Annotated in this window: 21 protein-coding genes; 13 read left to right on the top strand and 8 right to left on the bottom strand. The window is 56.3% G+C overall.

Translation table 11 applies throughout. From position 1 onward, the window contains the following. Positions 1-17: 17 nt before the first annotated feature. Positions 18-479, bottom strand: a complete 462-nt coding sequence (locus TR2A62_RS04835; protein ID WP_009159751.1) for a peroxiredoxin — start codon at positions 477-479, stop codon at positions 18-20. Positions 480-583: 104 nt separating this feature from the next. Here TR2A62_RS04835 and TR2A62_RS04830 point away from each other — a divergent pair, with 104 nt between their 5' ends. The 9 genes from TR2A62_RS04830 (at position 584) to uvrA (ending at position 14761) form a co-directional block, all read left to right on the top strand. Beyond that, entirely contained in the window at positions 584-3934 is a 3351-nt protein-coding gene (locus tag TR2A62_RS04830; RefSeq protein ID WP_009160530.1) for an AsmA family protein, read from the top strand. Further along, positions 3931-4977, top strand: coding sequence for a tRNA preQ1(34) S-adenosylmethionine ribosyltransferase-isomerase QueA (gene queA / locus TR2A62_RS04825; protein ID WP_009157335.1), 1047 nt, complete (start codon positions 3931-3933; stop codon positions 4975-4977). Before TR2A62_RS04830 ends, queA begins: the two co-directional genes overlap by 4 nt. A gap of 2 nt (positions 4978-4979) precedes the next feature. Next, positions 4980-6182, top strand: a complete 1203-nt coding sequence (locus TR2A62_RS04820; protein ID WP_009159086.1) for a DUF1963 domain-containing protein — start codon at positions 4980-4982, stop codon at positions 6180-6182. A 25-nt stretch (positions 6183-6207) separates the two neighbouring features. Then, entirely contained in the window at positions 6208-6732 is a 525-nt protein-coding gene (locus TR2A62_RS04815; RefSeq protein ID WP_009159390.1) for a DUF1963 domain-containing protein, read from the top strand. A gap of 87 nt (positions 6733-6819) precedes the next feature. Beyond that, on the top strand, positions 6820-8091 hold the full coding sequence (locus TR2A62_RS04810) for an MFS transporter (protein ID WP_009160247.1): 1272 nt from the start codon (positions 6820-6822) through the stop codon (positions 8089-8091). Between the two features lie 80 nt (positions 8092-8171). Next, complete coding sequence (locus tag TR2A62_RS04805; RefSeq protein ID WP_009160031.1) at positions 8172-8750, top strand: DUF924 family protein; 579 nt, start codon at positions 8172-8174, stop codon at positions 8748-8750. Between the two features lie 280 nt (positions 8751-9030). Next, positions 9031-10425, top strand: a complete 1395-nt coding sequence (lpdA, locus tag TR2A62_RS04800; RefSeq protein WP_009160093.1) for a dihydrolipoyl dehydrogenase — start codon at positions 9031-9033, stop codon at positions 10423-10425. A 214-nt stretch (positions 10426-10639) separates the two neighbouring features. Further along, complete coding sequence (locus TR2A62_RS04795; protein WP_009160872.1) at positions 10640-11800, top strand: MFS transporter; 1161 nt, start codon at positions 10640-10642, stop codon at positions 11798-11800. 102 nt (positions 11801-11902) lie between these two features. Next, complete coding sequence (gene uvrA, locus TR2A62_RS04790; RefSeq protein WP_009160288.1) at positions 11903-14761, top strand: excinuclease ABC subunit UvrA; 2859 nt, start codon at positions 11903-11905, stop codon at positions 14759-14761. A gap of 80 nt (positions 14762-14841) precedes the next feature. Here uvrA and mmsB read toward each other — a convergent pair whose 3' ends face one another. Both mmsB and TR2A62_RS04780 read right to left on the bottom strand, forming a co-directional pair. Beyond that, positions 14842-15720: a 3-hydroxyisobutyrate dehydrogenase gene (gene mmsB / locus TR2A62_RS04785; RefSeq protein ID WP_009159482.1), complete on the bottom strand. Its 879-nt coding sequence runs from the start codon at positions 15718-15720 to the stop codon at positions 14842-14844. Then, positions 15721-16761, bottom strand: a complete 1041-nt coding sequence (locus TR2A62_RS04780) for an enoyl-CoA hydratase/isomerase family protein (RefSeq protein ID WP_040820220.1) — start codon at positions 16759-16761, stop codon at positions 15721-15723. Between the two features lie 136 nt (positions 16762-16897). Here TR2A62_RS04780 and TR2A62_RS04775 point away from each other — a divergent pair, with 136 nt between their 5' ends. Further along, positions 16898-17851 carry a glycosyltransferase family 2 protein gene (locus TR2A62_RS04775; RefSeq protein ID WP_009157643.1) on the top strand — a complete coding sequence of 318 codons (954 nt, stop codon included), beginning with the start codon at positions 16898-16900 and terminating at the stop codon, positions 17849-17851. Here the strand turns inward: TR2A62_RS04775 and TR2A62_RS04770 are convergent, their stop codons facing one another. Then, positions 17852-19351, bottom strand: coding sequence for a CoA-acylating methylmalonate-semialdehyde dehydrogenase (locus tag TR2A62_RS04770; RefSeq protein WP_009160546.1), 1500 nt, complete (start codon positions 19349-19351; stop codon positions 17852-17854). Positions 19352-19456: 105 nt separating this feature from the next. On the opposite strand from TR2A62_RS04770, the gene TR2A62_RS04765 reads away from it, so the two are divergent. The 3 genes from TR2A62_RS04765 (at position 19457) to coaD (ending at position 21458) form a co-directional block, all read left to right on the top strand. Then, entirely contained in the window at positions 19457-20350 is an 894-nt protein-coding gene (locus TR2A62_RS04765; RefSeq protein ID WP_009158677.1) for a LysR family transcriptional regulator, read from the top strand. Between the two features lie 58 nt (positions 20351-20408). After that, positions 20409-20843, top strand: a complete 435-nt coding sequence (locus TR2A62_RS04760) for a CBS domain-containing protein (protein WP_009159980.1) — start codon at positions 20409-20411, stop codon at positions 20841-20843. A 117-nt stretch (positions 20844-20960) separates the two neighbouring features. Further along, positions 20961-21458, top strand: a complete 498-nt coding sequence (coaD, locus tag TR2A62_RS04755; RefSeq protein WP_009159063.1) for a pantetheine-phosphate adenylyltransferase — start codon at positions 20961-20963, stop codon at positions 21456-21458. Positions 21459-21521: 63 nt separating this feature from the next. Here the strand turns inward: coaD and TR2A62_RS18710 are convergent, their stop codons facing one another. The 4 genes from TR2A62_RS18710 to gap (TR2A62_RS04740) all read right to left on the bottom strand — a co-directional run bounded on the left by TR2A62_RS18710 (position 21522) and on the right by gap (TR2A62_RS04740) (position 24222). Continuing rightward, positions 21522-21671, bottom strand: coding sequence for a hypothetical protein (locus tag TR2A62_RS18710; protein ID WP_009157935.1), 150 nt, complete (start codon positions 21669-21671; stop codon positions 21522-21524). 204 nt (positions 21672-21875) lie between these two features. Next, a complete protein-coding gene (gene gap, locus TR2A62_RS04750; protein WP_009160848.1) occupies positions 21876-22880 on the bottom strand; it encodes a type I glyceraldehyde-3-phosphate dehydrogenase in 1005 nt (334 codons plus the stop codon). A gap of 127 nt (positions 22881-23007) precedes the next feature. Beyond that, positions 23008-23151, bottom strand: coding sequence for a hypothetical protein (locus tag TR2A62_RS18705; protein WP_009159991.1), 144 nt, complete (start codon positions 23149-23151; stop codon positions 23008-23010). 69 nt (positions 23152-23220) lie between these two features. Further along, complete coding sequence (gene gap, locus TR2A62_RS04740; protein ID WP_009158298.1) at positions 23221-24222, bottom strand: type I glyceraldehyde-3-phosphate dehydrogenase; 1002 nt, start codon at positions 24220-24222, stop codon at positions 23221-23223. Positions 24223-24330 lie beyond the last annotated feature (108 nt).

The raw sequence follows: 24330 nt of genomic DNA, 5'->3' as shown, positions 1-24330 counted from the left end.
CGAATTTTCCTTATGATTTACAGTGCCTTGACGGCTTCTAGTACCACATCCACATGACCCGGAACTTTGACTTTGCGCCATGCCTCGCGGATCACGCCAGTCTCGTCAATGACAAAGGTCGCGCGCTCGATCCCCATGGATGTGCGGCCGTACATGTTCTTTTCGACCCAGACGCCGTAACGCTTGCAAACGTCGCCGTCGGCGTCAGACAACAGGGGCACGCCCAATTCGTATTTGTCGCGGAACTGGTCGTGCTTTTTGACGGTGTCCTTAGAGACGCCAATGACAATTGCGCCCGCTGCGTCAAACGCGTCGCCCATTTCGGTGAACCCGATTGCCTCTTTGGTGCACCCCGGCGTGTCGTCGCGCGGGTAGAAATACAAAACAACCGTCTTGCCGGACAGCTCTGACAGCGAAAGCGTGCCCCCGCCGTCACGTGATAGATCAAAATTTGGTGCGGTTTCGCCAATCTCGGGCATCGTCGTCTCCTCTATTGCTTTTCCCCGTTTTGTTTTAGCCTTAGTCAGGCAAAGATAAAGGGTGCAGTCCATTAGCACCCAAAAAAGAGGACCCGACAGGCCAAATGGCGGACACGCCCCCATCATCTACGCCGGAGATTGCCGACACACCGTCTGAGACAGCCGGTGTAGCGCCCGCGGTTTCTGATGCGCCGCAAACGCCAGCGCCGCACCCTGTGCATCATGGCTGGTGGTTCTGGACGCGTGCGGCGTTGTTGGTTTTGGCGATCCCGCTCATTTTTGTGGTGCTGGCCGCGTTCTTGATCGTCGGACAAGAGATCACTGCACCGACATGGATCAAGTCGCGGATTGAAACCCAAGCGTCGGAAGCCTTGGCTGGCGGGGCGATCCGCATGGACGAAATCACAATCACCATTGCCCGCGACCTTCACCCGTCGGTGACATTGCGCGGCGTTTCTGTGCAGGACGCAAACGGTCAGCGGCTGGCGCGCGTCCAAACAGTGCGGGCAGGGGTGTCGCCACGCGGGTTGCTGTTTCAGGGCGACATACTGCCACAAACCGTATCGTTGGACGGGGCCGAATTGGCTCTGACCCGCGATGCGAACGGCGCCGTAGCTCTGGCTTTTGAAACCGGCGCGGCCCCCGCACAAACGGCGTCGAACCTGCCAGAACTGCTCGACGGCCTTGATGCGATGTTTGACGCACCTGCATTGGCCGCGCTCGAAGAGGTCCGCGCAACGGGCCTGATCCTGAATTATGCCGATCAACGGGCGCGACGAACGTGGATTGTTGATGGTGGGCGAGCTGTGCTCACCGTTGATGACCAGAGCTTGTCTCTTGGATCAAGCGTCGCCCTTTTGTCGGGGCGGTCATACGTGACCACCTTGGCTGCGACCTATGAATCGCGGCGCGGAACATCGGCGGCAGAACTGGGATTGAACATCACTGATGCGGTGGCCGCTGACATCGCCAGCCAATCGCCAGCGTTGTCGTTTCTAACATTGATTGATGCGCCATTGTCAGGCGCGATGCGGGCCAGCATCGACGATGCAGGCACACTGGGGCCAATCAACGCCACCCTCGAGTTGGGGCAAGGGGCGTTGCGACCGACTGCCCAAACCGCGCCCATCGGGTTTGACGCGCTCAAAATTTATCTGGGATATGACCCCGCTGATACTGGCCTGCGGTTTGACCAGATCGAGGTCGCAAGCGATTGGGGCAACGTCATTGCAGAGGGTCATGCCTATTTGCGCGAACTGCGCGACGACATCCCCCAAGCTTTGCTCGGGCAGTTTAACCTGACGAATATTTCGCTGAACCCCAATGACGTCTATCCCCGGGCGATCGAGATTGAACAGGCGCTGGCTGACATTCGGTTGCGGCTTGATCCGTTCCAAATCGATCTGGGCCAAGTCGTTATCTCGGACCCTGCGGGATCGCTCTATCTAGATGGCCATATTGGCGCGGACGCCGAGGGCTGGACCGTGGCATTGGATGGAACCCTGCCTGCCATTTCAAAAAACCGCGTGCTTGATCTGTGGCCCACGGCTGTGATCCCAAAAACCCGCAGCTGGCTTGCCAATAATTTGCTGGCGGGCGAGCTGTTTAACGTGAACGCGGGGCTGAGGTTGGCCCAAGGGGACAAGCCTGTTTATTCCGTCGGCTTTGAATTTCGTGACACCGACGCGCGTGTCATGCCGACGCTGCCCGTTCTGACCCGCGCATCAGGCGTGTTTAACATCGCCCAAGACGCAATGGTGATCGCCGTGTCCGACGGGCATTTCACGGCACCCCAAGGGGGGCGGATCAATGCGGCGGGCAGCGTGTTCACTATCCCGACCCTTGGCATCCCAGAACCGCCGGCTCGGATTGATCTCGCACTCGACAGCACGGTCACAGCGGCGCTTTCTATGCTGGATCTCAAACCGTTTGAATTCCTGAGCAAAGCCTCGCTTCCCGTCACGCTGGCAGATGGTCGCGCACGGACGCGTGGCACGGTCACGTTGCCGTTGCGCAAAACAAACGGGCCGGGTGACATTCGCTATAGCTTTGACAGTGCTGTGCGCAACGTAACGACCAGCCGCCTGGTCCCCGACCGGACACTCAGCGCCGACCAACTTGCGGTTTCGGTCGACAATGATGCGTTGTCGATCGGGGGTGATCTGGCCTTGGATGGTGTTCCGGTGTCGGGGACTTGGACCCAACGGATCGGGGCGCAATACGCGGGGCGCAGCCAAGTCAAAGGGACAGTCGAACTATCAGAGACATTCGTGCAGCGCTTTAACCTTGGATTGCCGCGCGGGATGGTGTCGGGCCGTGGCACAGCTGCTGTGACACTCGATCTGCGAAACGGTCAGGATGCGGCGTTTGAGCTGTCGTCGAACCTACGTGGTGTCGGGCTCTCATTGCCTGCGCTGAATTGGTCCAAGGCACGCAGTGGCACTGGCAACCTATCTGTCACTGGCACGCTGGGACCTGTGCCTCGGATTACCGATCTCGCGGTTGAGGCGGCAGGGCTAGAGGCCCGCGGCAACATCCGGCTGAACGCAGATCGCAGCTTTGAGAGGGCCGAGTTTTCCCGTGTCCGTTTGGGCGGTTGGTTGAATGCACCCGTGACGTTGACGGGTCGTGGGGCAGGGCGTCCCGTTGGTATTTCGATCGGCGGCGGTAGCCTCGATCTACGACGTGCAGAATTTGGCGGTGGCGGCGGCGAGACTGGCCCAATGAGCGTCCGGCTCAACGATTTGCAAATTACATCTGGTATCGCACTGACCGATTTCCGCGCCGAATTGACCGGAGCAGGCGGTTTGTCTGGCCGGTTCCAAGGGGCGGTGAATGGTCAGCAACAGGTCACCGGAACATTGGTGCCGCAAAATGGCGCGACGGCGGTCCGCATCCGGTCTGACAATGCGGGCGGTGTGCTGCGCGCGGCTGGCTTCTTACCCGGTGCGCGCAAGGGCGAGATGGATCTCATTCTCGTGCCGACCGGTGCCGAAGGCACTTATGACGGCCAACTCGACATCACTGATATCCGCCTGCGTGACGCACCCACGATGGCAGCATTGCTTGATGCGATCAGCATCGTAGGTCTCTTGCAGCAGCTTGATGGAAACGGGCTGTTGTTTAGCGAGGTCGACGCCAAATTCCGCCTAGACCCACGACAGATCATCATCACTGAATCCAGCGCCGTTGGCCCGTCCATTGGTCTGTCGTTGGACGGACGATATGCGCTGGCCGAAAAACGTATGGATTTCCAAGGTGTTGCATCGCCGCTCTATTTGTTGAATGGCATCGGTTCTGTTTTGACCCGTCGTGGCGAAGGGCTCATCGGATTTAATTTCAACCTACGTGGCACGCCGGTTGACCCCGATGTCGCGGTTAACCCGCTGTCTGTTTTCACCCCTGGCATGTTCCGTGAGATTTTCCGCAGACCGCCCCCACAGGTATCGCAATGAAGCTCTCTGACTTTGACTTTGATCTCCCCGATGACCGGATCGCCGTTCGCCCTACACAGCCGCGGTCGTCTGCACGGCTGTTGCTGGCCAGAGGTGATGACATTTTAGATCGTGTCGTCACGGACCTGATTGATATTTTGCAGCCCGGTGATCGGCTGGTGCTGAACGACACTCGGGTTATTCCCGCGCGCTTGTCAGGCCAACGCCACCGCAACAGCGCTCAAGGTCCCGTCAGCGCGGCGATTGATGTTACGCTGCTCACGCCGCAGGCTGATGGGGCCTGGACCGCATTGATAAAACCCCTCAAAAAGGTAACCGAGGGCGAAGATATCGTATTCTCTGATGATCTCAGCGCCACACTTATTGGCAAAGAAGACGGGCAGGGCCGGCTAAAATTCAACCTAACTGGCGATGACTTTGATGCGGCCCTCGCGGCTGCAGGTGCGATGCCATTGCCGCCCTATATCGCTGCCAAACGGGCGGCAGATGCCCAAGATCACACAGACTATCAAACCGTCTGGGCACGGCATCAGGGGGCTGTGGCGGCACCGACCGCATCGCTTCACTTTGACCAGCCGTTGCTAGAGGCGCTCAATGCCAAGGGCATCCAATTCACCTATGTCACGTTGCATGTGGGCGCGGGGACGTTTCTGCCGGTCAAGGTCGACAACATCGCCGACCACAAGATGCACAGCGAATGGGGCCAAATTACCCATGCCGCCGCAGACGCGATCAATTCAACAACAGGTCGTGTGATCCCTGTGGGCACTACGGCGCTGCGTCTCATCGAATCCGCGGCTCAGAATGGTAGGCTTGCGGCATGGGAAGGACCCACTGATATCTTCATCACACCGGGGTTCAAATTCCAAATCGCCGACGGGCTGATGACGAACTTTCACCTGCCGAAATCCACGCTGATGATGTTGGTGTCCGCGTTGATGGGCACTCAGAATATCAAAGATATTTACGCCCACGCCCTGCGTCACGAGTATCGCTTTTTTAGTTACGGGGACAGTTCGCTGTTGTTGCCCCAAGGAGAGTAGCAATGATCAAACCTGAGAACCTTGGCCGCGTGCTGACCGCTGCACTATTTGTTGTCCTCGCCTTCGCCCTCGTGCTGATCCTTATGGGCTACTCCAAGGTTGGCATCGTGATCTGCATTCTGACCCTCATCCTCAATCGTGCTCGCGGCATTTTCAAGGTCCGCATCTGGCTGCTCCGCACGCTTTGCGGCATCAAAATCACGCCCCAAGAGGCCGAAATGTACCGCGCCCAACTCAAGGCGCAAAAGGGTAAATCCGCTGTCCGCACACCCTTTGGCGATACGCGCAAAGCTGCGACACCGCCCAAACCTGATGTGCTGTCCGAGGCTGAAATTGCGCGCCGCATCGCCGACAACCGGCGCTCGGGTATTCTGCTCAAACGCGTTTGGCCCATTGGCACGCCAGATATTCCCAAATCATGGCCTCAAAACAGTTGGATTGGCGGTCTGCCGCATCTCGCCGCGGGGCTCGACTGGCCGCGTCACGGCACCACAAACCTGCCGTTGCATTTCCTGTCGCAAATCGATCTGTCGGAGATGCCCCACCCGCAGAGTGAGCCGAAACTGCCGGACACAGGCTCGCTCTATTTCTTTGCCAATATCAGCGAGGATCTTGATTGGGAGGAGGGCAGCGATAGCTCTGACAGCGCCGTGCTTTACACCCCTGACAGCACACGCGATCTGCCGCAAACGCCCGAACCGGACAACATGCCCGTCATGCACCATCAGGGCGATCTGCTGCCTGATCACGGCTATTCCCACCTCGGCGTGCACCAAACCCACGCGCCAAAATGGCCCGTCACCCCGCAGGTCATCGACACGTGGGATATCGAAGCAATGCAAACCCGTGGCCAGTATGACGAGGGCCTCAATACCGCGATCCGATCTGCGATTGATGCGGCTTTTTCCGGTGTCTTCCAAGATCGCAAATGGACAAAATTGCCTGAACTGATCAGCCGCAAGATGGGCCTGATCGACACGCCCGACGACATGATCACTGATGGTCCCAGCGGTGTGCCGACCCAATTCTACCAAAAACCGATCCCAGAGGCAAAACCGTCGGCGTTACCGAGGCGCGTTATGACCCCACCGCAATGGGCGGCACCTTGCCGTTTTGTGGCACAGGCGCGCGTGTTCTGCTGCCGACCTGCGGTTTACAATCGAGGCGAAAACCAATCAGGCCCGCGACAGCATCCGCTACGCTGAAAAATGTAGCGAAGACCCGACCCAGATGACCCGCGCCACCCTGCGCGACGGCGAGACGCTGCTCGCTCTTTTAGACAAAACAATCCCCGCCTTTGACGCGGCCCCCGCCAACAAACCGCTCGGCAAGCAGCGGCAGGCGAAATTCGACGCGTTGATGACCGAGATTTTCGTGACCCAAATTGTCGGCGGCGTGGCGACCCCCAACACGCTCTATCTGTCGCAATGGGCGCCTTTGAATGCGCTGGTCAAACTCGGGGCGATGTCTGTCGCCGATCCGGCCCTGTGTGCGTGCCTGCCCGACAGCATAATCGACGTGATCACCCATAGGCTCGCCCCGAAACGCGGCCAATCCGATCACATGATGTTGGGGAACAAAGGCATGGCCACAAACCCAACGGCTGGGACCGGCGTCAGGCTCGCCCAATTCGACAGCGATTATGCCCTGCAATGGATGTTCTGCGACTGCGGCATTGTCGATTTCTGGATTTCCGAGGACGATCTAGCTGCTCTAAATTTCGACCGCGCATGGGCTGCAACAGCTGGCGGGTAAACGACTTTGATATAGTCGCTTTTCAGACAGACAGAACGGTGATACGCGCCGCAAAATTACGTATCTCAGCCGACGAAAGGCCACCCGATGATTCAAGTTCTTGGCACCTCTTGGGCCCTCTTGTTGGGCATGTTTATGTTGATGGTCGGAAACGGCCTACAAGGTACGCTTTTGGGCATTAGGGGCGGGATCGAGAATTTCTCGACGCTCGAGATGTCCATTGTGATGTCTGGCTACTTCATCGGCTTCTTGGGCGGCAGTCGCATGGCCCCTTCGATGATCCGGCGCGTGGGTCACGTGCGGGTCTTTGCGGCGCTTGGCTCGCTAATTTCTGCCGTGCTTATTCTCTATCCGGCTATTGCCAACCCTTGGGCGTGGATGGTCGGCCGTATCATCATCGGGTTCTGCTTTTCGGGCGTTTACGTGACAGCAGAAAGCTGGCTGAACAACTCAGCCAGCAATGAAAACCGCGGCGAGGCGCTCTCGCTCTATATGATCGTACAAATGGCAGGCATTGTGCTCGCTCAGTACTTGCTCGTGACTGCGGATGCAGGCGGCTACGTTCTGTTTGTCGTGGCATCGGTCATGGTTTCGATTGCCTTTGCACCGATCCTTTTGTCGATTTCGCCAACACCCGCATTCGACACCACCAAACCCATGAGTCTACGCGAACTCGTCGGCGTCTCACCTTTGGGCGCCGTCGGCATGTTCCTCTTGGGCGGCGTGTTTGCGGCACAGTTCGGCATGTCCGCCGTTTATGGCACCCAAGCAGGGCTAACAGTTGGACAGATTTCGTTCTTTGTCTCGTCGATCTATGTGGGTGCATTGCTGATGCAGTACCCCATCGGCTGGATCTCTGATCGCATGGACCGCCGCCTCTTGATCATAGGTGTGTCGGCTCTGGGCGGGGCGGCTGGTTTTGCGGCCTATATGATTCCCGACAACTTCGCGTTGCTCTGCGCCGCAGGCTTCTTGATCGGGGGTACGTCAAACCCGCTCTATGCGCTGCTTATCGCCTATACGAATGACTTTTTGGAACATGACGACATGGCGGCAGCGTCTGGCGGGTTGGTGTTCATCAACGGGGTCGGCGCAATTTCGGGCCCGATCATTGTGGGTTGGATGATGGGTGCCTTGGGCCCCCAAGGGTTCTTCTTGTTTATTGCGGTCTTGCTGGCTGCGGTTGTCGCCTACGGCATCTACCGGATGACCCAGCGAACATCGACAACCAGCGTCGAAGACATGACATCTTATGCGCCGGTTTTGGCCAACGCATCGCCGGTTGTCGTGGAATACGCGCAAGAGCTGTATATCGAAACCGAACTCGAAGAAGAGGCCGCCGCAGAAGATGTGTCCTGATATCGCTAACCCACTTGATTAATGAAAGAATCAGTGTAACGCTTTTTTTACTGGGGGCGCAAACGGGTGAGGATCGCGTCATGGTAAACGCAGAGGACGTACTTTCATTTTGGTTGGACGATGTCGGGCCAAAGGGGTGGTATGAAGGTGGTGGTGCGCTAGACGCAAAATGCCGCGATAAGTTTGGTGCTGCATGGCAAGACGTCTTAAACGGCGCCTACGGATTATGGCTCACGTATCCCTCTGGTTCACTTGCCTACATTATTCTGACGGATCAGCTGTCACGCAACATCTGGCGCGACCACAAGGCCGCATTTGCCACCGATCATTTGGCACGGGCCGCCGCGAAAACGGCGATCGAACGTAAATGGGATTTGGCAATTGATGGACCTGCGCGCCAGTTCTTTTATATGCCGCTGATGCATTCCGAAAACTTGTGCGACCAAGACCGCGCTGTTCGGTTGTTTCACAAACGTATGCCAAACGAGGGGGCGGACCACATGCTGCACGCCCGCGCACACCGCGATGTCATCCGCCAATTCGGTCGGTTCCCATTTCGCAATGCCGTGCTAGAGCGGGCGCCGACCAACCTCGAAACAGCCTATCTCGACGCAGGTGGATATGGTCATACGGTTCGCAACCTAAAGGCCCCTGCCTGATCTCATTGCGCCGCAGGCGCGGCACGAGTTGATTTTGCGCTCCGCTCTCGCGGATCGCTATGGCCTCGCAAACTGCGGGGCCTTTTTCGTGGCGGGCATTGCTTCGAAAAAGTGATCCCTACGAAATGCCGGCAAGCAACGTCGCCGGACCAGTTATTTCTGACATTTCACCCAGATTTACGGGCTATGCATATTAAGCATAACAGACCTGTTCGCCACATACTGGCGGTGCATAAAAAAATAGTTTAACGTCAAACTAGTTTTGACAGGAGGATGAACCATGGCTGAAACGTCGTTTGATTTGATTGTGATTGGGGCAGGGCCCGGTGGCTACGTTGCCGCTATTCGTGGGGCGCAACTGGGACTCAAAGTCGCGATTGTCGAACGCGAACACATGGGCGGTATCTGCCTGAACTGGGGCTGTATCCCAACCAAGGCGATGCTGCGGTCGTCCGAGGTCTTTCACCTGATGCACCGTGCCAAAGAGTTTGGGCTCAAGGCAGATGGTATCGGCTATGATCTGGATGCAGTGGTCAAACGCAGTCGCGGTGTCGCGGCTCAGCTGTCAGGCGGTATCGGTCACCTGATGAAAAAGAACAAAATTCCGACGTTTATGGGAACGGCGACGATTACCGGCAAAGGCAAGGTGAGCGTGAAAGGCGAGAAAGAGACGACCAACCTGACAGCCAAGCACATTGTTCTTGCCACTGGTGCGCGCGCACGTGAATTGCCCGGCCTCGAGGCCGACGGCGATCTGGTTTGGACATACAAAACCGCACTTACGCCGCCGCGCATGCCCAAAAAGCTGTTGGTCATCGGATCCGGCGCGATTGGCATTGAATTTGCGTCTTTCTACAATACGCTCGGGGCTGACACGACTGTGGTCGAGGTTATGGACCGTGTGTTGCCTGTCGAGGACGCTGAAATTAGCGCCTTTGCGAAAAAGCAATTCACCAAGCAGGGCATGAAAATCATGGAGAAATCCATGGTCAAAAAGCTGGACCGTGCAAAGGGCAAGGTCACGGTTCATATCGAGACGGGCGGTAAGACCGTCACGCAAGAGTTCGACACGGTCATTTCGGCTGTCGGCATTGTCGGCAATGTTGAAAACCTCGGGCTCGAAGCGTTGGGCGTCAAGATTGACCGCACCCATGTTGTGACAGACGAATACTGCCGGACAGGTGTCGACGGGCTCTATGCCATTGGCGACATCGCAGGTGCGCCTTGGCTCGCGCACAAGGCCAGCCACGAAGGTGTCATGGTCGCCGAGCTGATCGCAGGCGGCAAGCCGCATCCGGTCAAACCAGAGAGCATCGCGGGCTGCACATATTGCCACCCCCAAGTCGCATCGGTTGGCTACACCGAGGCCAAAGCCAAAGAGCTGGGCTATGACATCAAAGTCGGACGCTTTCCATTCATCGGCAACGGCAAGGCGATCGCATTGGGTGAGCCCGAAGGCATGGTCAAAACCGTATTCGACGCAAAAACGGGCGAGCTGTTGGGCGCGCACATGATCGGGGCTGAGGTCACCGAACTGATCCAAGGATACGTCGTCGGTCGCCAGCTCGAAACAACAGAAGAAGATCTGATGAACACCGTGTTCCCGCATCCGACACTGTCCGAGATGATGCACGAGAGTGTGCTCGACGCCTACGACCGCGTCATTCACATGTAATTCTGATCACCACATCCAAACATCAAAACCTGTGTTCGATATTTCGGCGCAGGTTTTTTTATGCCTGCTATTTTTGGGTGCCGTCTATTGGTGCTGATATCCCTCAAGTAACTGATAAACATTGATTTTCGTAGAAATCAAACAGTATTTTTTTTGCACGCCTTAGCATTGCTTTGCGCTTGTGAGGCAGTCAATTGCGCACTAGCGTCCCCCCATGACCTCATCCCATTCACGCACTGACTGGCTGCTTGTCGGCCTCATCTTTTGTCTTGGGCTCTTTGCAGCCGCCCAATTTGGCAAGATTTCTCTTTCGCTAGATGCACTGGCGCAGGCCTATGATCGCAGCCTGCCGCAACTCGCCATTCTTGTGTCTTTGGTCGGGGGTATCGGCATTGTGTTTGGTGTCGTTGCGGGGGGCATCGTCGCCCGATTGGGCGGCAAAAAAGTACTGCTGGCAGCCGTGATTTTTGGCGCGATCCTTTCGGGGTTAGAGGGATTGGTGCCGCCCTTTGCCGCGATGATCCCGCTTCGCATTGCCGAAGGATTGTCCCACCTTGCCATCGTCGTCGCCTGTCCGGCGCTTATGGCGGCGGCGGCAAATGACCACGACCGCCCCGTCGCGATGAGCCTTTGGGCGATGTTCTTTGGCGTGGCCTTTGCGGTCGTGTCTTTGATTGCTCCGGCGACGCTCGCGCTTGGAGGGCTACCGCTTCTTTATGGCGGGCACGCGGTTGGGTTGCTGTGCGTTGGCCTGCTGGTTTGGATGCGGCTGCCTGACGTTGCGCCAGACCCCCAGCCTCCACTACGGTATCTCCGCGCGCACGTTCGCAGCTATTCCAATCCACGGATCGCGGCACCGGGGCTGGGGTTCTTGATGTACACGCTGATGTATCTCGCGTTCATGACATTTCTTCCCACCGCGATTGGTCGTCCTGATCTCGCCGCTGTTCTGCCGCTGATCAGTCTTGCTGGAACATTTGCCGCAGGTCTTTTGGCGCGTCGCTATCGCCCAGATCTGATTGCTGCGTCAGGCTTTGTTGTGACGCTCTTTGGGGCGGCGGTTGCAACGACTGGGGCCATTTGGCCGCTCTATCTGATGTTCATCGGGCTGGGCCTGACGCCGGGGGGCTGTTTTGCGGCAATTCCCTATTTCAACTCGGACATGGGCGATCGTGCCCGGGCCGCTGGGGTGATCGCACAGCTGGGCAATGTCGGGACGACACTTGGAACGCCGCTCTTTGCTGTGGGCCTTTCGATTGCTGGCACAACAGGGTTGTTGGGGCTGATGATTTTGGCGTCTTGCGCGGGTTTGGGGCTGATTGCACTCATGGCGTGGCAGATCACGCACGCGGACCACGCCGAAATTGATCCGTAAAAACGAAATTAATTTCCATATGTTCCCTAAACGTTCTATATCAAGGGTGGCGTTTGATCACAGCCCCTCTATCTAGTTGGGTTGGACCTAAGGGGGCCTGACATGGCTGAACAAAAAAACATCGAAGTCCGCGGTGCGCGCGAACACAATCTCAAGAACATCGACGTGGATATTCCGCGCAACGAACTGGTTGTGATCACTGGTTTGTCCGGTTCGGGTAAATCCTCGCTCGCCTTTGATACGATCTATGCCGAAGGTCAGCGCCGCTATGTGGAATCGCTGTCCGCCTACGCGCGCCAGTTCCTCGATATGATGGAAAAGCCGGACGTCGATCACATCACAGGTCTGTCGCCCGCAATTTCGATCGAGCAAAAAACCACCTCGAAGAACCCGCGTTCGACCGTTGGCACAGTCACCGAGATTTACGACTACATGCGTCTGCTGTTTGCACGTGTGGGCACCCCGTTCAGCCCCGCGACTGGCCTGCCGATTGAGGCCCAACAGGTCCAAGACATGGTCGACCGCACAATGGCGATGGAAGAGGGCACGCGCGGCTACCTTTTGGCCCCGATCATTCGCGACCGCAAAGGTGAATACCGCAAGGAATTTGCCGAACTCAAAAAGCAGGGTTTCCAGCGTGTCAAAGTGGATGGAGAATTCTACGATCTGGACGAACCACCCACGCTGGATAAAAAGTACCGCCATGACATTGATGTTGTCGTCGACCGTATCGTGATCCGCGAAGGGTTAGAGACCCGTCTCGCCGATAGTTTCCGCACAGCGCTCGATCTTGCAGATGGTATTGCGCATATCGAGACAGCGCCCAAAGAGGGCGACCCCGAGCGTCTGACCTTTTCCGAGAACTTTGCCTGTCCTGTGTCCGGCTTTACGATCCCAGAAATAGAGCCGCGGCTGTTTTCGTTCAACGCTCCGTTTGGCGCATGCCCGTCGTGTGACGGTCTCGGGGTCGAGCTGTTCTTTGACGAACGTCTCGTCGTGCCTGATGCCACGCTCAAGGTGTATGACGGCGCGCTGGCACCGTGGCGCAAAGGCAAATCGCCCTATTTTAAACAAACCATCGAAGCGATCGCGAAACACTACGAGTTTGATCAGAACGCTCGTTGGAAGGATCTTCCAGCGTTCGTTCAACAGGTGTTTCTCTACGGCTCGGGCGAAGAAGAAATCGCGTTCCGCTATGACGAAGGGGGGCGCGTCTACAATGTCAGCCGCCCGTTCGAAGGTGTCATTCCGAACATGGAACGCCGTTACCGCGAGACCGACAGCTCGTGGATCCGCGAAGAATTTGAACGCTATCAAAACAACCGGTCCTGCGGCACCTGCGAAGGTTACCGTCTGCGCCCCGAAGCGTTGGCCGTAAAAATTGCTGGCATTCACGTCGGGCAGGTGGTTCAGATGTCGATCCGCGAAGCCTTTGATTGGTGCACCTCTGTTCCAGAGCATTTGACCGATCAAAAGAACGAAATTGCCCGCGCGATCCTCAAGGAAATCCGCGAACGTCTTGGGTTTCTCAACAATGTTGGCCTTGAATATCTGACCCTGTCACGGAATTCCGGCACGCTGTCGGGTGGCGAATCTCAACGCATCCGCTTGGCCAGCCAAATCGGATCGGGTCTGACGGGCGTTCTCTACGTTTTGGACGAGCCGTCCATCGGCCTGCACCAACGCGACAATGACCGGTTGCTGATCACTCTGAAAAACCTGCGTGACCAAGGCAACACCGTGATTGTGGTTGAGCACGACGAAGAGGCGATCCGCGAGGCGGACTATGTGTTCGACATCGGTCCTGGTGCTGGCGTGCATGGCGGCCAAGTTGTCGCCCACGGCACGCCCCAAGCGATTGCCGACAATGCCGACAGCATCACAGGCCAGTATTTGACAGGCACGCGCGAAATCCCTGTGAACTCTGATCGCCGCAAGGGAAACAAGAAAAAGATCACGGTCAAAAAGGCGACGGGCAACAACCTGCAAAACGTCACTGTTGATTTCCCCCTTGGTAAATTTCTGTGTGTGACGGGTGTTTCGGGCGGTGGTAAATCGACGCTGACCATCGAGACGCTGTTCAAAACCGCCTCGATGCAGCTGAACGGTGCGCGTCAAACACCGGCCCCTTGCGAGACGATCAAAGGGCTCGAGCATCTCGACAAGGTTATCGACATTGACCAGCGTCCTATCGGGCGTACCCCGCGGTCCAATCCAGCCACTTACACTGGTGCCTTTACCCCGATCCGTGAATGGTTTGCCGGTCTGCCAGAGGCCAAAGCACGCGGCTATAAACCCGGTCGGTTCTCGTTCAACGTCAAAGGGGGGCGTTGTGAGGCGTGCCAAGGTGACGGTGTCATCAAGATCGAAATGCACTTCTTGCCGGACGTCTATGTCACCTGTGAAACCTGTAGCGGTCAGCGCTACAATCGCGAGACACTCGAGGTAAAGTTCAAGTCCAAATCCATTGCCGACGTGCTCGACATGACGGTCGAAGACGCGCAAGACTTCTTCAAAGCGGTGCCGTCGATCCGCGACAAGATGGATGCCCTGATGCGCGTGGGTCTTGGCTATATCAAGGTCGGTCAACAGGCGACGACCCTGTCTGGCGGCGAGGCGCAGAGGGTCAAACTCTCAAAAGAGCTGGCCAAACGATCAACAGGGCGGACGCTCTATATCCTCGACGAGCCGACGACAGGCCTGCATTTCGAAGACGTGAAAAAGCTGCTCGAGGTGCTTCATGAATTGGTTGACCAAGGCAACTCTGTCGTCGTGATCGAACACAATCTGGACGTGGTGAAAACGGCGGATTGGATCATCGACATCGGACCCGAGGGTGGTGACGGGGGTGGTACGGTTGTCGCGACTGGAACCCCCGAACAAGTGGCCGAAACCGAAGGCAGCCACACTGGATACTATCTGCGTGACATGTTCAAACCAAGCAAGCACGCCGCAGAATAATTTGGTGCGCGGGGCGAGGTTAACGCACCGCGCGGCCAAAATATGAAAATTACAAGAGACCGATATGTAATTTATACAAATTACGTATTTTCGGATCGCGACTTTGTTTCAAAACGCGGCAACATCGCGCTGAAATCCCGCCCCAAACCGTCTTCTTCTTCAACAAAGCGTGTGTAGAGGGCGGCGGCGGCTTGGCCCATTGGCGTATCAGCGTCGACCGCTTCTGCTGCGACTTGGCTTAGCCGTAAATCCTTGAGCATCAGCTCAGCCGCAAAGCCGGGTTCATAGTTGTTGTCTGCGGGGCTGGTCGGTCCCACATTCGGCGCGGGGCAATAGGTGTTCATGCTCCAAGACGCGCCTGATGACGTGCTCACAACGTCGTACATCGCCTCTCTGGACAATCCCAGTTTATCGGCAAGAACAAACGCCTCGGAGGTTGCGATCATCGTCACACCTAGGATCATGTTATTGCAGATTTTTGCGGCTTGGCCATTGCCAGATGGGCCGCAGTGAACGGCCTTTTGCCCCATAATATCAAAGAGTTCCGAGACGTTTTCGAACCCTTCTTTGGTTCCGCCGGCCATAAAGGTGAGCGTGCCAGACGCCGCACCACCGACCCCGCCGGACACGGGCGCATCAACCGCATTCAAACACGACGCCACAGCCGCATCAGCCACGGCGCGGGCGCTGTCTACATCAACAGTCGAGCAATCAAGGTGCGTTGCATTCGCGTTCATAAGTGGATGAATGTCAGAGGCGACCGCGCGCAGGATATCTCCGTTGGGCAGCATCGTTATGACAACATCTGCGCCAGCGGCAGCGATCGCCGCCGTCTCGACGAGGGTTAATTCAGTGGGGCGCGCGACGGGGTCAAAGCCCGAAACCTCATGACCCGCCTTGGCCAGATTGATCGCCATTGGGGCGCCCATATTTCCTAAACCAATAAACCCAATTTTCATCTATTCTATCCCTCTGAGGTCTAGTTTCTCTGCGCCCAAGGGCATCATCATTTTCGTCACATCCGCTGCGATCGGATCGTCCAAACTATGCATCCATTGGGCTGTCTGGTCTCGGTCAATCAAAGCGGCGCGGATCCCTTCTAAGAAATCAGCATGGGCCATCGCGCGATGCACGAACCGGTACTCGAGCTCGAGCGCCATACTGATGTCGTCGCGCCCTCGGATTCTGTGAATAGCCTCGATCCCACACGCCATGGCAAGGGGCGAGTTTCGGCCAATTTTATCTAGGGTTTCCGACGCAAATTTGCTATCATCTTGACGTAGCGAGCGGACAATGTCGGCAAGGGCTTCGCCACCAAAATGCACGTTGATCTGATCCATCTTCTCGGACAACCGAGCCGTCAGAGGCGTCTGAGCTACCGCATCAAGGCGGGTCCAGTCACCACTCTTGCACAGGTCATCCTTTAGTGGGGCCCAGTCGCCCGCTGGGATAAAGTAATCCGCAAAGCCCGCGAGAATAGCATCTCCTGCTGCGAACCGTGCGCCAGTGATCCCTAGGTATTCGCCCAATCGCCCTGGGGCCTGAGAGAGCAGGAGAGATCCGCCAACATCGGGCAGCAATCCAATGGTCACTTCGGGCATGGCAATGCGGCTGCTGTCGCAAACAATACGGTGCGACCCGTGGCACCCAACGCCAACACCGCCACCCATCGTGAAGCCCGCGAGGAATGTGACGACGGGTTTAGGAAAGCGCGCAAGCTTGGCATTCATGCGGTATTCGTCACGCCAGAACCGGCGACCATATTCGTAGTCACCAGCCGTGCCAGTGCGGTGCAAATCAGTGATATCACCACCCGCGCAAAATGCACAATCCCCTGACGCATCAATGATCAACAGTTTGATACTGGTATCGTTGCGCCATTGATCCAACGCCTGCTCAATCGCCAAAACCATGTCATGGGTTAGCGCGTTGTGGGCCTCGGGGCGGTCCAGCGTGATCCATCCCGCGTGGCCATCTTTTCGGATGATGATCTGATTCACTGGGCAATTCAAAACGGCACGGCTGGCAAAGACAAGCTCAAAACCGACAGCGGGCTTGCGTCAGACCGTAAAAGCTGAAAAATCTAACCGATACAAAAAAGCATTTTTCTTTTTCGTGCGTCCTGATGAGGATCAGATGGAAAATAAGACCAAGCGACGAATTGCATTAGGAACGATTACTCGAGGGCGGCCAGATTTGTTGGTTGGCTTGCTCGAAACCTATGCCCAAATGAAACGACCCGAGGATGACGAGATCGCCTTTATTGTCGTTGAAAACGAGGCTGAGAAAACACTTGGCACCGTGATCGAAAACTTTGATGTGTCCGTGCCTGAACAGGTCATCTATGAAAACGAACCGAACGGCGGGATCGTCCCTGCACGCAACCATGTTTTGCAGATCGCATTGGATCAAGGCTATGACATCCTTACGTTTTGTGACGACGATGGAAAAGTTTCTGAGACGTGGCTCGTCAATCTGATCGGTGGTTTGGACGAAGGCGGCTATGATCTGGTTTCGGGGCCTTTGACGCTCGAACCATTAGAGCCAAATCGGGGGATCTGGCAACATGCACTGTATGAGTCTGCAACGCGGCGGAATGAACAAGCCCGTGAAAAGAACAAAGACCCAATCATTGCGCAGGCCCAAAATGCGGCGACAAACAATTGGGCATTCCGGCTTGATTTTGCGCGAAAGCATGATGTGCGTTTTGACGTTAGCATAGGCATGACTGGCGGCGAAGACACCAAGTTCTGTATTGACGTTCGTAGGCGTGGCGGGCGCGTTGGATGGGTGCCCAATGCACTGGTGCGCGACCGTATCCCCAGCAGCCGTCTGAAATTAGGGGTTCAATATCGCCGTACAAAGGGGGGTGCGATCAACAACGTCAACCTGCATGGAAAATCCAAAGGGCAGACATTGAAACGTGTGATTTCAAATGTAGTCGAAGCGATCGTGTTGATGATTGGATCCATCGTGATGGGCCCAAAGATGTTTGTCAGAGCCGTTATGAAAATCGCGGATGCACATGGTCGTATCTTGTCATTTTTTGGCGGGCGTGTAGACATCTACGCGCCCGACAAATTGACCTGATTATTCCATTACTGGAATGCTGAATTCGCCACCTTCTTTGATCCCCGAAGGCCAGCGTGCTGTGACGGTTTTTGTCCGCGTATAGAATTTGAACGCGTCTGGGCCGTGTTGGTTTAAGTCACCGAACACCGATTTCTTCCAACCGCCAAAGGTGTGATAGGCCAGCGGCACAGGGATCGGAACGTTGATGCCGACCATGCCGATGTTGATCCGGTTGGCAAAGTCACGAGCGGCGTCACCGTCCCGTGTGAAGATTGCAGTTCCGTTGCCGTATTCATGGTCCATCGCGAGGCCGATCGCCTCTTCGTAGTTTTGCGCACGCACGCAAGTCAGGACTGGGCCAAAGATTTCTTTTTGATAGATATCCATGTCCTTGGTGGCACGGTCAAAGAGGTGCGGACCGACAAAGAAGCCGTCCTCATAGCCCTGCATTGAATAGTTGCGACCATCGACGACCAGCTCGGCACCTTGGTCGATGCCTGTTTGCACCAACGCTTCGATGTTGGCCTTGGCCGCAGCTGTGACAACGGGACCATAGTCCACGTCTTTGCCAGCGGTGTAGGGGCCAACCTTAAGAGCTTCGATCCGAGGGACCAGCTTTTCGATCAGGCGGTCTGCGGTTTCGTCGCCCACTGGGACAGCAACCGAAATAGCCATGCAGCGTTCGCCAGCGGCGCCGTATCCGGCCCCGACCAAAGCATCAGCTGCCTGGTCCATGTCGGCATCGGGCATGATGATCATGTGGTTCTTTGCACCACCAAAGCACTGGACGCGTTTGCCTTGTGCACAGCCTGTGCCGTAGATGTATTCAGCAATCGGTGTCGAGCCAACAAAGCCGACAGATTGGATCACGTCATGGTACAGGATCGCGTCGACGGCCTCTTTGTCACCGTTCACGACCTGTAGGATGCCCTTGGGCAGTCCAGCTTCTTCCATCAGTTCGGCCAACATCAAAGGCACAGATGGGTCACGTTCGGATGGTTTGAGAATGAACGCATTGCCACACACGATCGCGGGGGCAAACATCCACATCGGGATCATGGCTGGGAAGTTGAACGGCGTAATGCCGGCCGTCACACCCAGCGCCTGACGCATGGAATACATATCAATGCCAGGACCCGCGCTGTCAGTGTACTCGCCCTTGAGCAAGTGAGGCGCGCCAATGCAGTACTCGACGACTTCGAGGCCACGTTGAACGTCGCCAGCGGCATCGGGAAGCGTTTTGCCATGCTCGCGGCTGAGCGCTTCGGCCAGTTTGTCCATATCGCGGTTCAGCAGGTCGACGAATTTCATCATCACCCGGGCGCGACGTTGGGGGTTCACGGCGGCCCAAGCAGGCTGTGCGGCGGCAGCGACTTGGACGGCGTGGTCCATTTCGGCGGCACTGGCCAGTGGCACCTTGGCTTGGACTTCACCAGTGGCAGGGTTGAAGACATCGGCAAAGCGGCCCGAGGTGCCAGCGACATGGGCGCCATTGATAAAATGCGTAAGCTCTTGCATGGGATCTCTCATAGGTTGCGGTTTTGGATAGGATACTCTTGCGTTTTTGTTTGGAACAGAGGAATTTATACAAAACAGCTTTGCAAAAAGAGGCGGGCGAGCGGGATGATGAATTGGGATGATATGAAAGTGTTTCTGGCCGTTGCACGGGCAGAGAGCCTGTCTGGGGCAGGTAAAGTGCTCAAGGTTGACCCCGCAACTGTCGGACGGCGGGTTGCGCGCCTCGAAGAAGAACTCGGCGGTGCGCTCTTTGTTAAGTCTCCGCAGGGCTATGCGCTTACCGATCTTGGGGCACGTATTGATGCCCATGCGCGACAGGCCGAAGCGGCGCTGTCACTTGCAAGAGAGGAAGCACAAGGTCAGGCCGAACAACTATCAGGGCAAATCAGAGTTGGTGCGCCTGATGGCTGTGCGAATTTCCTTTTGCCAAAAGTGTGCGCTGATATCAGCCGCGAAAACCCCGATCTAGAGGTGCAGATCCTCGCTTTGCCACGGGTAGTGAACCTGTCCAAACGTGAGGCCGACATGGCGATCACGGTCAGCCCGCCGGATACGGGGCGTTTGCTGGTACAAAAGGTTACGGACTACAAATTGCATGTGGTGGCATCCAAGCCTTATCTGGCCCATTGCGATCCAATCACGACCAAAGCGGATCTCAAGAACCATCCGATTGTCGGTTATATCCATGATATGATCTTTGATGCGGAATTGGACTATTTGCGAGAGATGGATGTCGACCGCGTGACCGTCGCATCGAACTCGGTCGCGGTTCAACTGAATGCATTGCGACAGGGGGCAGGGGTCGGCATTGGCCATGACTTTGCCCTGCCACTGATCGGTAGGTTGGAACGTATTCTGATGGATGAGATTTCATTGACCCGAAGCTTTTATCTCGTGCGTCATGCATCGGACAAACGGGTTGAGCGGTTGAAGCGATTTGCCGACCGTTTGATGGCTGGCATGAAGTCCGAAGTGGCTCGGCTCGAAGGGCTGACTTGACAGAGGGCGGTGCAAAGGGCGACGCTAGAGATCTGGAATAGATCAAAGGAGGGCCAAAATGCTTGTGCACCAAATTCTGAATTCTAAATCAGATCAGGGCGTTATCACCGTATTGCCGGGGATGTCTGTTGGCGAGGTTGCCGCAGTCCTGTCAAAAAAACGTATCGGTACAGTGGTTGTTTCGGCCAGTGGCTCTCGTGCAGATGGGATTCTATCAGAGCGCGATATCGTTCGTGAATTAGGCACGCGTGGTGTCGCGTGTATGACGGACAGTGCCGCTGACATCATGACGGTGAACCCCGTCACATGCGCGCCGACGGATGTGGCTGATGTCGTGCTCGCCAAAATGACCCAAGGCCGGTTTCGACACATGCCCGTCGTCAAAGATGGCGAAATGGTTGGGCTGATCACGCTGGGCGATGTGGTTAAAGCACGGCTTAGCGAGCTAGAAGTCGAGCGCGAGGCGCTTGAAGGCATGATCATGGGGCACTAGCCCCGCGTCACATCTCTTTGGTCCCTACGTAACAGGGGGGGGTTCGTCTTGCAATCGGCGAAGCAATATTGTTGCCTGTGACCAAATGAGAACTAGACGACCAAAAGGAGCGCGACCATGCGCATTGGCCTTTATCCTGGCACTTTCGACCCGATCACAATGGGGCATTTGGACATCATTCGACGGGCATTGGTTCTGGTGGACCGCCTCGTCATTGGTGTCGCGATCAACCGCGACAAAGGACCGTTGTTTGATCTAGAAGAACGTGTGGCCATGGTCGAAGCAGAATGCGCCAAGCTGTCGGAGGCAAGCGGTGTTGAGATCGTCGTGCACCCATTTGAAAATCTGTTGATCGATTGCGCGCGTGATGTGGGCGCAGGCATCATCATTCGTGGTCTTCGGGCTGTCGCAGATTTCGAATACGAATACCAAATGGTTGGCATGAACCGACAGTTGGACAACACGATCGAGACCGTGTTCCTGATGGCGGAAGCAGAACATCAGGCTATTGCGTCGAAATTGGTCAAGGAAATCTCGCGCCTCGGTGGGGATGTGTCCAAGTTTGTGACACCCGAAATTCGTGCGGCCCTAGACGCCAAGTTCGACAGAACCTGACACCTGACATGAAAAAGCCGCCTCGAAAGGCGGCCTGAGTGGTTTAGCAAAGGGGCGGTTCGCCTAGTTGCCGTAGACCGCGCGCGCTGCGATTTTGCGAGCATCTTCTTTGAAGATGTTCAGGTCCCACGCGACGTCCTGAGGCATTGCTTTGATTTCAGCCACGGTGCGGCGGTAAGCAGCGGCTTTCCGAAGAGATGTGATAACTTTCATAGTGCCGTTCCTCTTTGAATTGGGTCAACTTCGTTTGTCTTGACCCATATCTACGCCTTTTGTTTGCGGTAACAACTGACATAACCGAAAGGCCGCTATGCGTTTTCTGCAACGCAGCATTTTTTGTAACTGGCTGGTAGCTATGAAAAAAGCCCGCCCCCTATGTGGGGACGGGCTTGCATAGCTACTGCGCCGCAGGGCGTATCAGAGGTATTTGGCCATCTCGACTGCGGTGTCGGCCATCCGGCACGAAAAGCCCCACTCGTTGTCGTACCAGCTGAGAATACGGACCATATTGCCGTCCATAACTTTGGTCTGATCTGTGGCAAAGATTGACGAATGTGGGTCGTGATTAAAGTCAGAAGACACCAGTTTATCGTCAGTCACGCCCAAGATACCCTGGAGCGGCCCAGAGGCCGCAGCGGCGCTGATTGCGGCGTTCACTTCTTCTACTGTTGTGTCGCGCGCCGCTTCGAATGTGAGGTCAACGACCGAGACGTTCGGAGTAGGGACACGGATTGCGACGCCGTCGAGCTTGCCGTTGAGTTCTGGCAGGACCAGACCGACAGCTTTGGCCGCGCCTGTCGAGGTTGGGATCATCGACAGTGCTGCAGCACGTGCGCGGTAGAGGTCTTTGTGCATTGTATCCAGCGTTGGCTGGTCGCCAGTGTAGCTGTGGATGGTTGTCATAAAGCCGCGTTTGATGCCGATGGCATCGTTAAGAACCTTGGCAACGGGCGACAGGCAGTTTGTTGTGCAGGACGCGTTTGACAGGATGCGGTCGTCGGCGTTGATCTGATCGTGGTTGACGCCAAAGACGATTGTCTTGTCCGCGTTCGAACACGGGGCCGAAACCAAAACGCGGCTCGATCCGTTCTCGAGGTGAGCGGATGCAGCTTCATGGCTGGTAAAGATGCCCGTGCATTCGAGTGCGATGTCGATGTCGCCCCATGGCAGGTCAGCCGGGTTGCGGATCGCTGTCACCGCGATTGGACCGCGACCCACATCAATGGTTGTCTCAGTCGTCGTCACAGTCGCAGGAAAACGCCCGTGCACACTGTCAAAGCGCAAAAGGTGTGCGTTGGTCTCGACAGGGCCGAGGTCGTTGATTGCGACGACTTCGACATCTGTGCGGCCGCTTTCGATGATACCACGCAGAACGTTGCGACCGATCCGACCGAACCCATTAATTGCGACTTTGACTGACATAAGAGCATTCCTTGGCTTGCGCGCCATTTGCTTGGGCGCGGGGAGGGAGCTTGGAGTAAGCTGTTGGCGCTAACATTGCGATTTTCGGAGAAAGGTCAACAGTCCCAAGGGGTGCTTCAGGCGGAAATTAGCGCCAAAATGCGAGATAGGCGATCAGGTCGAGCCCACGACGGGCCAGAAACACCAATGCAGCCCCGTCATTGCGGTAAATATCCCAAACAATTGCGCCCGCAATGATCAGGCCGAGAATGAGTGCAATACGGTTGGTCACAGTCGGGTCCTTGGGCATAGAAAAAGGGGCACCGAATGGCGCCCCCGTATTGTGGTCCAATTGTGGGACCTAGTGCAAGCGGCCCATGAGCGCTGCGACATCGGCCATGCGGCACGAAAAGCCCCACTCGTTGTCGTACCATGCCAGAACGCGGACAGTGCGACCGCCAACAACTTTGGTTTGGTCAGGCGCAAAGATCGAGGAATGCGGCGTGTGGTTAAAGTCGATGCTGACCTTTTCCTCTGGATCGTAGGATAGAACCGCGCCCATGTGGCCAGCGGCTGCTTCGGCGACGATGGCGTTCACGTCTTCTACGGTCACGTCTTTGGAGGCTTCAAATGTCAGATCGACTGCGCTTACGTTTGGTGTCGGCACCCTCATGGCTGTGCCGTCGAGCTTGCCACTGAGTTCAGGCAGAACTTCGCCCAATGCATTGGCTGCACCCGTGGAGGTCGGGATCATCGCCATTGCGGCAGCGCGCGCGCGGTAGAGGTCTTTGTGGCGGCGATCCAGCGTTGGTTGGTCGCCTGTGTAGCTGTGGATCGTCGTCATGATGCCACGCTCGATACCGATCGCATCGTTCAGCACTTTGGCCAACGGCGCGAGACAGTTGGTCGTGCAAGAGCCGTTCGAGATCAGTTTTTCGTTTGCGAGCATGTCGCGGTGGTTCACACCGTAAACAACGGTCCGGTCGACATTCGTTGCAGGTGCAGAGATCAGAACCTTTTTGGCGCCTTGATCGAGGTGAACAGATGACTTGCCGCCATCGTTGAATTTTCCGGTGCATTCCAGGACAACGTCAACACCGCCCCAATCCAGTTCCTTTGGCTCGTAGGTCGACATCACCTCGATAGGGCCACGCCCCAGATCCAATGTGCTATCGTCAACTTTGACGTCCCCGCCAAAGCGGCCATGGACGCTGTCATAGCGCAAAAGGTGGGCGTTGGTTTCAATTGGGCCTGTCGCGTTGATCTTGACGACTTGGACGTCGTTGCGTGCGCTCTCGGCGATATGCGCGAGGGTGCAACGGCCGATGCGGCCAAATCCGTTGATGCCTACTGTAACTGTCATGTCGCGTTTCCTATGCCGGTGGGCGAGTATCTTGTTGCGTTCGGTATACGGGTGGGCATCGAACAGGACCAAGGAAATATCGCAGTAAGGTCAATATGTTAGCGTTAA

Origin of the sequence: Thalassobium sp. R2A62 (assembly GCF_000161835.1) — a bacterium.
GTDB lineage: Bacteria > Pseudomonadota > Alphaproteobacteria > Rhodobacterales > Rhodobacteraceae > Thalassobium.
The sequence above is the reverse complement of the archived record's forward strand: the minus strand, read 5'-3'. Positions and strand labels throughout refer to the sequence as shown.